The organism is Streptomyces massasporeus, assembly GCF_014648995.1.
In the GTDB taxonomy this organism is placed as follows: domain Bacteria; phylum Actinomycetota; class Actinomycetes; order Streptomycetales; family Streptomycetaceae; genus Streptomyces; species Streptomyces massasporeus.
This window is the reverse complement of record NZ_BMSE01000003.1, coordinates 104,710-117,245: the sequence shown is the minus strand read 5'-3', so window position 1 is coordinate 117,245 and position 12,536 is coordinate 104,710. Positions and strand designations below refer to the sequence as shown.

Below are 12,536 nucleotides of genomic sequence, written 5' to 3'. Positions count from 1 at the left end.
TGTCCTAAATGTCCGTTCAGATGAAGGCTGACCAGGACTTTTCCGCTGTTCTCGCTGACTCTGGCGGACTTGCCCGCTAGTCTCCGACGAGAGAACGGGCAAGCGTGTGTTGCTCGTGGCTCCCCAGGTGTGGGGCGACTAGGTTCCTCACCGGTCCGTATCCGACAGTTCGACATCCGAGGTGACGTAGGCGTGGCTCTTCCGCCCCTTACCCCTGAACAGCGCGCAGCCGCGCTCGAAAAGGCCGCCGCGGCTCGCCGGGAGCGGGCCGAGGTCAAGAATCGACTCAAGCACTCCGGCGCCTCCCTTCACGAGGTCATCAAGCAGGGCCAGGAGAACGACGTCATCGGCAAGATGAAGGTCTCCGCCCTCCTTGAGTCGCTGCCGGGCGTGGGCAAGGTCCGCGCCAAGCAGATCATGGAGCGACTCGGCATCTCCGAGAGCCGCCGCGTGCGGGGTCTCGGTTCCAACCAGATCGCCTCCCTGGAGCGCGAGTTCGGCAGCACCGGCTCCTGAACCGGGCGCTCCGGGGAAGCGAGTCCCGGGCACTCCGCGATTGCTGGATAATCGCTGCATGGCTGCAACACCCCGGGGGACGTCCCCCGTACCCCCGGACGTACGTCCGCGGCTGACCGTGCTCTCCGGCCCCTCCGGGGTCGGCAAGAGCACGGTCGTCGCCCATATGCGCAAGGAACACCCCGAGGTCTGGCTCTCGGTGTCGGCGACGACCCGCAAGCCCCGGCCCGGCGAGCAGCACGGAGTCCACTACTTCTTCGTCTCCGACGACGAGATGGACAAGCTGATCGCCAACGGGGAACTGCTGGAGTGGGCCGAGTTCGCCGGCAATCGCTACGGCACGCCGCGAGCGGCCGTGCAGGAGCGCCTGGAGAACGGTGAGCCCGTGCTCCTCGAGATCGACCTCCAGGGTGCTCGCCTGGTCCGCGAGTCGATGCCCGAGGCCCAGCTGGTGTTCCTGGCCCCTCCCTCCTGGGAGGAGCTCGTGCGCCGACTCACCGGGCGGGGCACCGAACCGCCCGAGGTGATCGAGCGCCGGCTGGAAGCGGCGAAGATCGAACTCGCGGCCGAGCCGGAGTTCGACACCACCCTGGTCAACACCTCCGTCGAGGACGTGGCTCGCGAGCTGCTAGCCTTGATGGACGTCGTGTGACCATCGCCGATCGTTACGGTCGGCCGATCAGCCCGACAAATTCTTTCCCATCCATCGGAAGGTAGAGCGTGTCCTCTTCCATCTCCGCGCCCGAGGGCATCATCAACCCGCCGATCGACGAGCTCCTCGAGGCCACCGACTCGAAGTACAGCCTCGTGATCTACGCGGCCAAGCGTGCCCGCCAGATCAACGCGTACTACTCGCAGCTCGGCGAGGGTCTCCTCGAGTACGTCGGTCCCCTCGTCGACACGCACGTCCACGAGAAGCCGCTCTCGATCGCCCTCCGCGAGATCAACGCGGGGCTCCTGACGTCCGAGGCCGTCGAGGGCCCGGCGCAGTAAGTAGGATTTACAGCTTGACGCTGACTTGTCCACAGGCCCGGCAGGCCGACTGCCGGGCCTGTGGTGTGTCATGGAGTCGTACGGTGTGCCGGTTGCCGAGGTCCGGGGAGAGACGTGGACAAGCCGAAGGTCGTTCTGGGGGTCAGCGGGGGCATCGCCGCGTACAAGGCCTGTGAGCTGCTGCGGCGGCTGACGGAGTCGGGCCACGACGTGCGTGTGGTGCCCACCGCCTCCGCGCTGCACTTCGTCGGCGCCGCGACCTGGTCCGCGCTCTCCGGCCACCCGGTCTCCACCGAGGTGTGGGACGACGTGCACGAGGTCCCGCACGTCCGCATCGGGCAGCACGCGGACCTGGTGGTCGTCGCCCCGGCCACCGCCGACATGCTCGCCAAGGCGGCCCACGGCCTCGCCGACGACCTCCTGACCAACACGCTGCTCACCGCCCGCTGCCCGGTCGTCTTCGCCCCCGCCATGCACACGGAGATGTGGGAGCACCCGGCCACCCAGGAGAACGTGGCGACGCTGCGCCGCCGCGGCGCCCTCGTCATCGAGCCGGCCGTGGGCCGCCTCACCGGCGTCGACACCGGCAAGGGCCGGCTGCCCGACCCGGGCGAGATCTTCGAGGTCTGCCGCCGCGTGCTGGCCCGGGGCGTCGCCGAGCCCGACCTCGCGGGCCGGCACGTCGTGGTCAGCGCCGGTGGCACCCGTGAGCCCCTGGACCCCGTCCGCTTCCTCGGCAACCGCTCCTCCGGGAAGCAGGGCTACGCCCTAGCCCGCACCGCGGCCGCCCGCGGCGCCCGCGTCACGCTGATCGCGGCCAACAGCACCCTGCCGGCCCCGGCGGGCGTCGACGTCGTGCCGGTCGGCACCGCCGTGGAGCTGCGCGAGGCGGTGCTGCGGGCCGCCCCCGACGCCGACGCCGTGGTGATGGCGGCCGCCGTGGCGGACTTCCGCCCGGCGGCGTACGCGGCGGGGAAGATCAAGAAGAAGGACGGCCAGGAGCCGGAGCCGATCACCCTGGTGCGTAATCCGGACATCCTCGCGGAGATATCCGGGGACCGGGCCCGCACCGCACAGGTGATCGTCGGCTTCGCCGCGGAGACGGACGACGTCCTCGCCAACGGCCGCGCCAAGCTCAAGCGCAAGGGCTGCGATCTGCTCGTCGTGAACGAGGTGGGGGAGCGCAAGACCTTCGGTTCCGAGGAGAACGAGGCGGTCGTGCTCGGCGCCGACGGCAGCGAGACCGCGGTGGCGCACGGACCCAAGGAAGCCCTGGCCGACACGGTGTGGGACCTGGTGGCCGAGCGCCTGCGCTGATGTCTCGGACGCCGTGCACGCCCTCGAAAGCCGGTCGATCGGGGCGTGGCGCCTCTGGCCAACGTCGCTCGGCATTGGGCAGAATGCCCGTGCCGCAGGTCACAGCACTCCCGAGTGGCGAGACAGGGGGCCCGTGGCCGAAGCGTGACCCGTAAACTGTTCCACGGACGGCGCCGGGTGCAGCCCCCGCCGTCCGCCAATGATCAGCCAGCAGCCGCTGCAACCCCAGGGAGCGTTGTGTCCCGTCGCCTTTTCACCTCGGAGTCCGTGACCGAGGGTCACCCCGACAAGATCGCTGACCAGATCAGCGACACCATTCTCGACGCGCTCCTGCGCGAGGACCCGTCCTCCCGGGTCGCCGTCGAGACCCTGATCACGACCGGCCTGGTGCACGTGGCCGGCGAGGTCACGACCAAGACGTACGCGGACATCGCGACGCTGGTCCGGAACAAGATCCTCGAGATCGGCTACGACTCCAGCAAGAAGGGCTTCGACGGCGCCTCCTGCGGCGTCTCGGTGTCGATCGGCGCGCAGTCCCCGGACATCGCCCAGGGTGTGGACACGGCGTACGAGTCCCGTGTCGAGGGCGACGAGGACGAACTCGACAAGCAGGGTGCGGGCGACCAGGGCCTGATGTTCGGCTACGCGACGGACGAGACGCCGACGCTGATGCCGCTGCCGATCTTCCTGGCCCACCGCCTGTCGAAGCGCCTGTCCGACGTGCGCAAGAACGGCACGATCCCCTACCTGCGTCCGGACGGCAAGACGCAGGTCACCATCGAGTACGACGGCGACAAGGCGGTCCGCCTGGACACCGTCGTCGTCTCCTCGCAGCACGCCTCGGACATCGACCTGGACTCGCTGCTGGCTCCGGACATCAAGGAGTTCGTCGTCGAGCCGGAGCTGAAGGCGCTCCTGGACGAGGGCATCAAGATCGACACGGAGAACTACCGTCTCCTGGTCAACCCCACCGGCCGCTTCGAGATCGGCGGCCCGATGGGTGACGCCGGCCTGACCGGCCGCAAGATCATCATCGACACCTACGGTGGCATGGCCCGCCACGGCGGCGGTGCCTTCTCCGGCAAGGACCCGTCCAAGGTCGACCGCTCCGCGGCGTACGCGATGCGCTGGGTCGCGAAGAACGTGGTCGCCGCCGGTCTCGCCACCCGCTGCGAGGTCCAGGTCGCGTACGCGATCGGCAAGGCCGAGCCGGTGGGCCTGTTCGTCGAGACCTTCGGCACCGCCAAGATCGACACGGAGAAGATCGAGAAGGCGATCGACGAGGTCTTCGACCTCCGCCCGGCCGCCATCATCCGCGACCTCGACCTGCTCCGCCCGATCTACTCCCAGACCGCCGCGTACGGCCACTTCGGCCGCGAGCTCCCCGAGTTCACGTGGGAGCGGACGGACCGCGTGGACGCGCTGCGCACGGCCGCGGGGCTGTAAGTCCCGTCCTTCAGGGCATCGCGTGAGGCCCGGCACCCTTCGGGGGGCCGGGCCTCGCCGTTCTCTCCGGGCCTGGGGCGGCCCACTCCGCCTCGCGCCGCCCGCTCCGCCTGGGGCGGCCCACTCCCGCCTCCTGCCGGGTCCGCCCCCGCCTCGCGCGGGCCCGTTCCTGCCCTGCGGGCCTTCAAAACGGCTCGCGGGCGGTGGCGGGCGCTCTCTACGGTGGAGAGCGCCGGGGCGCCCGGTGCGAAGGTGACGGATACTTCTGGGCTCGAAGCAGCCCCCGCGGGTTCGAATCCCGCCGCCGGCCGGGCGGAGCCCGGTGGCGTGGCCGAGTGGTCCAAGGCGAGTGCGCGCCGTCACCGCGAGGGAACTCGGGCGCCCCCGCTTGTCAGTGGTGTTTGGTAAGAATGCAAGCGTGAGCAGCGAGAACGAACAGGCGGGCGGCGGGGCGGAGGGTGCCCCGCCCGAGCAGCTCGCGCTCATCCGGGACAGTGTGCGCAAGGCCAAGACGCCCCGGGCCAAGCCGCGGACCTGGCGGGGGGCCTCGCTCGCCAAGGAACGGCCCGTCGCGCGCGTCCTGGTCGACAAGGGCGTGCTCCATCTCGACCGGTACTTCGACTACGCCGTTCCCGAGGAACTGGACGCGGACGCCCAGCCGGGCGTGCGGGTGCGGGTCCGGTTCGGGGCCGGGCGGCATCGCGTGCGCGAGGGGCGGCGCGAGGGCGGCGGGCTGATCGACGGGTTCCTCGTCGAGCGGCTGGCCGAGTCCGACTACTCCGGCCCGCTGGCCGCCCTCGCCCAGGTCGTCTCGCCCGAGCAGGTGCTCAGCGCGGAACTGCTGGGTCTGGCCAGGGCGGTCGCCGACCGGTACGCAGGCAGCCTCGCCGACGTCCTGCAGCTCGCCGTACCGCCGCGCAACGCACGGGCCGAGCAGCGGTCCTCACCCGACCCGCTGCCACCGCCCCCGGCGCCGGAAGCGGGCTCCTGGCAGCGGTACGAGCGGGGGGCGGCGTTCCTGGAGGCCCTGGCCTCCGGCGGGGCGCCCCGGGCCGTGTGGAACGCGCTGCCCGGTCCGCAGTGGAGCGAGGAGCTGGCCCGGGCCGTCGCCGCGACGCTGGCCTCCGGGCGCGGGGCGCTCGCCGTCCTGCCCGACGGACGGGCGGTCGCGCGGGTCGACGCCGCACTGACCTCGCTGCTGGGCAAGGGGCGGCACGCGGTGCTCACCGCCGACGCCGGCCCCGAGAAGCGGTACGCGCAGTGGCTCGCGGTGCGGCGTGGCTCCGTACGGGCCGTGATCGGGACGAGGGCCGCGATGTTCGCACCCGTCCAGGACCTCGGCCTGGTCGCCCTCTGGGACGACGGCGACGACAGCCACAGCGAGCAACACGCCCCGCAGCCCCACGCCCGCGAGGTGCTCCTGCTGAGGGCCGCGCTGGACAAGTGCGGCTTCCTGCTGGGGAGCTGGGGCTGCACGGTGGAGGCCGCGCAGCTCGTCGAGAGCGGCTGGGCCCGGCCGCTCGTCGCGGGGAGGGAGCAGGTTCGGGCCACCGCTCCGCTGGTACGGACCGTCGGGGACCAGGATCTCGCCCGGGACGAGGCCGCCCGGGCCGCCCGGCTGCCCACCCTCGCCTGGCAGGCCGTCAGGGAGGGGCTGCGGAGCGGCCCGGTGCTGGTGCAGGTGCCCCGCAGGGGGTACGTGCCGCGCATGGCCTGTGCCAACTGCCGGGCGCCCGCGCGCTGCCGGCACTGCGCCGGGCCGCTGGAGGCGCCGGACGGCGGTGCCCTGAACTGTGGGTGGTGCGGGCGCGAGGAGAGCGGCTGGCACTGCCCTGACTGCGGAGCCTTCCGTCTGCGCGCCTCGGTCGTCGGGGCGCGGCGGACTGCCGAGGAACTCGGCCGGGCGTTCCCCGCCGTGCCGGTCCGCACCTCGGGGCGGGAGCACGTGCTCGACACGGTGCCGGGGGCGCCCGCACTGGTCGTGAGCACGCCGGGTGCCGAGCCCGTTGCCGAGGGCGGGTACGCGGCGGCGCTGCTGCTGGACGGGTGGGCCATGCTCGGGCGGCCCGATCTGCGGGCCGGGGAGGACGCGTTGCGGCGGTGGCTCGCGGCCGCGTCCCTCGTCCGGCCGCAGTCGGCCGGCGGCACGGTGGTGGTCGTGGCCGAGCCGACGCTGCGGCCCGTGCAGGCGCTCGTCCGCTGGGATCCCGTCGGACACGCGGTGCGGGAACTCGCCGAGCGGTCCGAGCTGGGATTCCCGCCGGTGTCGCGGATGGCGGCCGTGTCGGGCCCTGCGGAGGCGGTGGCCGACTTCCTCCGTGCGGCCGAACTGCCGCCCGAGGCCGAGGTGCTGGGGCCGGTGCCGTTGCCCGTCCCCGACGCCGGGCGGCCTCGGCGGGCCGGGGCGCCGCCGCCCGGGGAGCAGTGGGAGCGGGCGATGCTGCGGGTGCCGCCGGGCAGGGGGGCCGCGCTGGCCGCCGCGCTCAAGGCCGCGCAGGCAGCGCGGATGGCCAGGGGAAGCGGAAGCGGCGCAGGTGTGTGGGTGAGGGTCGACCCGGCCGACATCGGCTGATCCGCGGGCGGTGCTTGAGGACCCTGGCGGTCCGCGCATGGCGGTGGTGGGTGTCTCCTGGGGTCCGGTGTTGCCCGGAGACGCGGCTGCCCTCCCGGAGGCGTTCCGGGAGGGCATGGAGAGGGTGTGTCAGCCGTTGCGCGGGCCCGGGAAGGCCGTGGGCCGCGCCTCGTCGCGGAGTGCGGGGCTGCCGGCCGTCGGCTGCGTGGGCATGGAGCGGGCCGCGGGGACCGTCGGGACCGTGGGCAGACCGGTGGTCACATTGACCGCGCGGCCGCCCGTCGGCGTCGGCTCCGGCGTGCGCTCCGGCTCCGGCACGGCCGACTGGGCCGTGGCACGGCGGGCGCCGTAACGGCGGTGGACCGCCTGCTTGGTGACTCCGAGGGCGGAGCCCACCGCGTCCCACGAGAAGCCGAGTGAGCGGTCGAAGTCCACGGCCGCCGTCACCAGGGTCTCGACACTGTCCCGCAGCTCCTGGGCGAGACGTACCGTCGGGGCGGGGGCGCGTCCGTAGACGACGAAGCCCGTGGAGGGGCCGGAGCGGCGCGGGCGGTAGACGTTCCCCAGCTGGGCGGTGAGGGTGCGCAGTGCGTCCACCTGCCGGCGGACCCGCTCGATGTCCCGCACCAGCAAGTGCAGGCTGGCCCGAGCCTGGGCGTCGTGGGTTGCGTGGTCGGCCATGAACAAGCCTCTCGAACCGGCGTTGAAAGGAATGGGCCGCGATCGCGGCCCGCTGTGGTCAACTCTGTCTTGACCAACGCGGATTCGCTCCGCTGGTCACGGTGTGGGGGCGTGGGGGCATATGCGTGCGCCCGTTTGCGCGGGGTGTGCGCCTCGGCCTGTGGCCTTCGCCGCTCGTCTCCCGCCCGCGCACCGTCGCCGGCAGCCTCTCAAGAGGCCGAGCTCTCCTGGGGGGCTGAGCGCCGTCGGCGGCTTTCCGTCCCGGGCTCATAGACTTGGGCGTCGCCCGTCCGATTCCCGCCCCGAGAGGCCGCCACCACCCCATGAAGCTCGTCTTCGCCGGTACACCCGAGGTCGCCGTTCCCGCTCTGGACGCTCTGCTCGCCTCCGGGCGGCACGAGGTGGCCGCCGTCGTCACGCGGCCCGACGCGCCGGCCGGGCGCGGACGCAGGCTCGTCGCGTCGCCCGTCGCCGAGCGGGCGGAGGAGGCCGGGATCGAGGTGCTGAAGCCCGCGAAGCCGAAGGACCCCGAGTTCCTGGAGCGACTGCGGGAGATCGGGCCGGACTGCTGCCCCGTCGTCGCCTACGGGGCGCTGCTGCCCCGGGTCGCCCTCGACATCCCCGCGCAGGGCTGGGTCAATCTGCACTTCTCCCTGCTGCCGGCCTGGCGCGGTGCCGCGCCCGTGCAGCACGCCATCATGGCCGGCGACGAGATCACCGGAGCCTCGACGTTCCTGATCGAGGAGGGGCTCGACTCCGGGCCGGTGTACGGGACGGTGACGGAGGAGATCCGGGCCACCGACACCAGCGGGGACCTGCTGACGCGCCTGGCGTTCGCCGGTGCCGGGCTGCTCGTGGCGACCATGGACGGGATCGAGGACGGCACGCTGAAGGCCGTACCGCAGCCGGCCGACGGGATCAGCCTCGCCCCGAAGGTCAACGTCGAGTACGCGCACCTCGACTTCGGCGCGCCCGCGCTGCGCGTCGACCGGATGGTGCGGGGCTGCACCCCGGCCCCCGGCGCCTGGACCACCTTCCGGGGTGAGCGTCTGAAGCTGATCCAGGTCGCCCCCGTGCCCGACCGGACGGACCTCGCCCCGGGGCAGATCGCCGCCGGGAAGAACACCGTCCACGTCGGCACCGGCTCGTACGGCGTCGAGCTGCTGTGGGTGCAGGCCCAGGGCAAGAAGCCGATGCGGGCGGCGGACTGGGCGCGCGGGGTGCGGATCGTCGAGGGCGAGCGGCTCGGCGGCTGACGCCGGCGCGGGCCGGGTGTCCGTCTTCCGGTCCTGCCGTGCTCCTGCCGGTGCTCGTGCCCCGCTTGCGGGTTTCGCCGAGCTCCCGGCGGCGTAGGCTGGACGGCGCACTTCACCTCACCCCCGGAGCACCTTTTTCGTGAGCGAACAGCCCCGTCGAGCCCGCACGTCAGGCAAGCCCTACCGCCGGCCCAAGAAGGACCCCGTCCGCATCCTCGCCTTCGAGGCGCTGAGGGCCGTGGACGAGCGGGACGCCTACGCCAACCTCGTTCTGCCGCCCCTGTTGCGCAAGGCGCGCGAGAAGGACGACTTCGACGCCCGGGACGCGGCGCTCGCCACCGAGCTGGTGTACGGGACGCTGCGGCGGCAGGGGACGTACGACGCGATTCTGGCGTCGTGTGTGGACCGGTCGCTCCGCGAGGTCGACCCGCCGGTGCTGGACGTGCTGAGCCTCGGCGCGCATCAGCTGCTCGGCACACGGATCCCGACGCACGCGGCCGTGTCCGCCACCGTCGAGCTCGCGCGGGTGGTGCTCGGCGACGGGCGGGCCAAGTTCGTCAACGCCGTGCTGCGCAAGGTCGCGCAGGACGATCTCGACGGCTGGCTGGAGCGGGTCGCACCGCCCTACGACGAGGATCCCGAGGACCATCTCGCCGTCGTGCACTCGCACCCGCGGTGGGTCGTGTCCGCGCTGTGGGACTCCCTCGGCGGCGGGCGGGACGGTGTCGAGGAGTTGCTCCGCGCCGACAACGAACGGCCCGAGGTGACCCTGGTGGCACGGCCCGGACGGGCCACCCCGGAGGAACTGCTCGACGAGGACGCCGCCGTGCAGGGGCACTGGTCGCCCTATGCGGTGCGGCTGACCGAGGGCGGGGAGCCGGGCGCCATCGCGGCCGTGCGGGACGGGCGCGCGGGCGTGCAGGACGAGGGCAGCCAGCTCGTCGCGATCGCCCTCGCCAACGCGCCCCTGGACGGACCCGACCGGCGCTGGCTGGACGGGTGCGCGGGACCCGGCGGCAAGGCCGCGCTGCTCGGTGCGCTCGCCGCGGAGCGAGGGGCCCTGCTCGTCGCCTCCGAGAAGCAGACCCATCGCGCGGGCCTCGTCGCGAAGGCGCTGGCCGGCAACCCGGGGCCGTACCAGGTGATCGCCGCGGACGGGACGCGTCCGGCGTGGCGGCCCGGCAGCTTCGACCGGGTGCTGGTCGACGTGCCGTGCACCGGCCTCGGCGCGCTGCGCCGCCGCCCCGAGGCGCGCTGGCGGCGCCGCCCGCAGGACCTGGAGGGCTTCGCGCCGCTCCAGCGCGGCCTGCTGCGCACCGCCCTGGAGTCCGTGCGGGTCGGCGGTGTCGTGGGCTACGCGACCTGCTCGCCGCACCTCGCCGAGACCCGGGCCGTCGTCGCCGACGTGCTCAAGCAGCACCCGGACACGGAGCTCGTGGACGCCCGGCCGCTGCTGCCCGGCGTACCGGACCTGGGCGACGGGCCGGACGTGCAGCTGTGGCCGCATCTGCACGGGACCGACGCGATGTATCTGGCGCTCATTCGTCGGACCGGCTGACCCCCGCTCCCACGGCCGTCCGGTCGGGCGCCCCGCCGTCGTGGTGCGCCAGCCGGTGCGGCCACCACACCTTCGGCCCGACGTCCAGGAACAGCGAGGTCACCAGGACCGAGCGGACGATGAAGGTGTCGATGAGGACGCCGAGGGCGACCGTGAATCCGATCTCGGCGAAGGCGACCATCGGCAGGGTGCCGAGGGCGGCGAAGGTACCGGCCAGGACCAGGCCGGCGGAGGTGATGACCGCCCCGGTGGCCGCGAGGCCCGTGATGACGCCCGGTCTGGTGCCCTGGCGGGTCGCCTCCTCGCGGATGCGGGTGGTCAGGAAGATGTTGTAGTCGATGCCCAGGGCGACCAGGAACACGAAGACGAACAGCGGGAAGTCGGTCGCCTCGCCCGCGTAGTCGAAGATGTACCGGAACGCGAGCGCGCTGATGCCGAGGGCCGCCGCGAACGACAGGATCACCGTCCCGATCAGCAGCAGCGGGGCGATCAGGGCGCGCAGCAGGCCGCACAGGATCAGCAGGACGACCACCAGCACCAGCGGGATGATCAGCACGTTGTCGTGCGTGGTCGCCTCGTCCATGTCCAGCAGGGCCGCCGTACCGCCGCCGACCTTGGCGTCGGCGTCCGGCACCGCGTGCACGGCGTCCCGCACCCGCTCCACCGTCTGCTTGGCGGCCTCGCTGTCCGCCGGGGCGGTCATGGTGGCCTCGAAGAGGACCTTGCCCTCGAAGGCCGGTCTGGTGCCGGGTGGCAGACCGAGTGACTGGGGGACCACGCCCTGCGTCCCGGCGACCGCACGGCCCACCTGCACGGCCTGCGCCTGGTTGCTGACGATGACCAACGGGTCACCGCTGCCCGCCGGGAAGTAGCGCGCCGAGATCTCCTGCCCGGTGATCGAGTCCGGTTTCCCGGTGAACGCGTCCGCGTTGCCGATGCCCTCCGCGCGCAGCTGGATCAGGCCCAGCGAGCAGACCGCCAGCGCGAGCGCCGTCACGGCCCAGACCATCCGCGGGCGGCGGGCGAAACGGCGGCCCATGCGGGCCCATACGCCGCTCTCGGTCGGGTCGGGGCTGCCGTAGTGCGGGACGACCGGCCAGAAGATCCAGCGGCCGAAGATCACCAGCAGGGCCGGGAACAGGCTCATCATCGCCACCAGGGCGACGGCGACGCCGATCGCGGCCACCGGGCCCAGGCCGCTCGTGGAGTTCATCTCGGCGGCCAGCAGCACCAGCATGCTCAGCACGACCGTCGCGCCGGAGGCGAGCACGGCAGGGCCGGCGCGGTGCAGGGCCAGGGCCATCGCCTCGTGCCGGTCCTCGTGCCGGCGCAGTTCCTCCCGGTAGCGGGCCACCAGCAGCAGGGCGTAGTCCGTCCCCGCCCCGAAGACCAGCACCGTGAGGATGCCCGCACTCTGACCGTTGACCGTCAGGCCCCCGTGCTCGGCCAGCAGGTAGATCAGCGCCTGGGCGGCGAACAGCGCGCAGACGACCGCGACCAGGGGGACCAGCAACAGCGTCAGGCTGCGGTAGGTGATGAGCAGCATGACGATGACGACGGCCATCGCGGAGAGCAGCAGGGTCGAGTCGATGCCCTCGAAGGCCTCCGCGAAGTCCGCGGACGTGCCGCCCGGGCCCGTGATGTGCACGGTCATCCCGTCGACGCCCGTGCCGACGTCGTCCCGGATGGAGTCCACGGCGGGTGAGATCCGTTCCCAGCCCTCCTCGTCCATCATGATCGGCACGAAGACCTGGGCCGCGCGCGGATCGGCCTGCCGGTCGAACACCGGCCCCCGCGTCTGCTCCCCGATGATGCCGTGGTCGCTCAGCTGCTTCAGCTGCCGCACGTCCTCGGCGATCACCGCCCGGTCCTGGACCGTCAGGCCGCTCTCCCGCGCGTAGATCACCACCGCCGGGATCTGCTCCGGCCGGAAGTCCTCGGAGATCTGCAGCACCTGAGTCGACTCCGCGGACCCCGGCAGCCACGACGCGGCGTCGTTGTCCTGCGCGTCGGTGAGCTTCATGGCGAACGGGGCGGCGATGAACAGCACGACCACCCACAGGCCCAGGACCAGCCACTTGGCCCGCCGCCCGCAGACGAGATGAGCGACACCCTGCTTCATGACGGCCCCCTCGACGGCAGCGCCCCCTCGGGGGCGTGGGGCAATGACATCCGCGGCTCCGCCGCGTGGGCGCGA

General features: G+C 72.8%; 10 protein-coding genes. 8 read left to right on the top strand and 2 right to left on the bottom strand.

Translation table 11 applies throughout. The features are described 5' to 3' along the window. Window positions 1–192 precede the first annotated feature (192 nt). The 6 genes from IE153_RS09775 (at window position 193) to IE153_RS09750 (ending at window position 6,844) form a co-directional block, all read left to right on the top strand. Window positions 193–516, top strand: a complete 324-nt coding sequence (locus tag IE153_RS09775) for an integration host factor (RefSeq protein WP_003977346.1) — start codon at window positions 193–195, stop codon at window positions 514–516. 58 nt (window positions 517–574) lie between these two features. Beyond that, window positions 575–1,168: a guanylate kinase gene (gmk, locus tag IE153_RS09770; protein WP_031105569.1), complete on the top strand. Its 594-nt coding sequence runs from the start codon at window positions 575–577 to the stop codon at window positions 1,166–1,168. Between the two features lie 68 nt (window positions 1,169–1,236). Continuing rightward, the gene (gene rpoZ, locus IE153_RS09765; RefSeq protein ID WP_003988945.1) at window positions 1,237–1,509 is read left to right on the top strand and encodes a DNA-directed RNA polymerase subunit omega; all 273 of its coding nucleotides are present in this window, start codon (window positions 1,237–1,239) and stop codon (window positions 1,507–1,509) included. A gap of 114 nt (window positions 1,510–1,623) precedes the next feature. Next, complete coding sequence (gene coaBC, locus IE153_RS09760) at window positions 1,624–2,826, top strand: bifunctional phosphopantothenoylcysteine decarboxylase/phosphopantothenate--cysteine ligase CoaBC (protein WP_189589362.1); 1,203 nt, start codon at window positions 1,624–1,626, stop codon at window positions 2,824–2,826. 237 nt (window positions 2,827–3,063) lie between these two features. After that, entirely contained in the window at window positions 3,064–4,272 is a 1,209-nt protein-coding gene (gene metK / locus IE153_RS09755) for a methionine adenosyltransferase (protein WP_185009075.1), read from the top strand. A 418-nt stretch (window positions 4,273–4,690) separates the two neighbouring features. Next, window positions 4,691–6,844, top strand: coding sequence for a primosomal protein N' (locus IE153_RS09750; RefSeq protein ID WP_189589361.1), 2,154 nt, complete (start codon window positions 4,691–4,693; stop codon window positions 6,842–6,844). A gap of 129 nt (window positions 6,845–6,973) precedes the next feature. Here the strand turns inward: IE153_RS09750 and IE153_RS09745 are convergent, their stop codons facing one another. Further along, entirely contained in the window at window positions 6,974–7,525 is a 552-nt protein-coding gene (locus IE153_RS09745; RefSeq protein WP_189589360.1) for a hypothetical protein, read from the bottom strand. 323 nt (window positions 7,526–7,848) lie between these two features. On the opposite strand from IE153_RS09745, the gene fmt reads away from it, so the two are divergent. After that, window positions 7,849–8,781, top strand: a complete 933-nt coding sequence (gene fmt / locus IE153_RS09740; RefSeq protein WP_189589359.1) for a methionyl-tRNA formyltransferase — start codon at window positions 7,849–7,851, stop codon at window positions 8,779–8,781. 139 nt (window positions 8,782–8,920) lie between these two features. Then, window positions 8,921–10,339, top strand: a complete 1,419-nt coding sequence (locus IE153_RS09735; protein ID WP_189589358.1) for an RsmB/NOP family class I SAM-dependent RNA methyltransferase — start codon at window positions 8,921–8,923, stop codon at window positions 10,337–10,339. Here the strand turns inward: IE153_RS09735 and IE153_RS09730 are convergent. Then, window positions 10,320–12,461, bottom strand: a complete 2,142-nt coding sequence (locus tag IE153_RS09730) for an MMPL family transporter (protein WP_189589357.1) — start codon at window positions 12,459–12,461, stop codon at window positions 10,320–10,322. The two genes, IE153_RS09735 and IE153_RS09730, sit on opposite strands and share 20 nt — an antisense overlap. Window positions 12,462–12,536 lie beyond the last annotated feature (75 nt).

Excerpts from the sequence above, each read along its gene's own strand:
- gmk (WP_031105569.1), top strand. The coding sequence starts at position 575 with ATGGCTGCAACACCCCGGGGGACGTCCCCCGTACCCCCGGACGTACGT.
- IE153_RS09745 (WP_189589360.1), bottom strand. The coding sequence starts at position 7,525 with ATGGCCGACCACGCAACCCACGACGCCCAGGCTCGGGCCAGCCTGCAC.
- fmt (WP_189589359.1), top strand. The coding sequence starts at position 7,849 with ATGAAGCTCGTCTTCGCCGGTACACCCGAGGTCGCCGTTCCCGCTCTG.
- IE153_RS09730 (WP_189589357.1), bottom strand. The coding sequence starts at position 12,461 with ATGAAGCAGGGTGTCGCTCATCTCGTCTGCGGGCGGCGGGCCAAGTGG.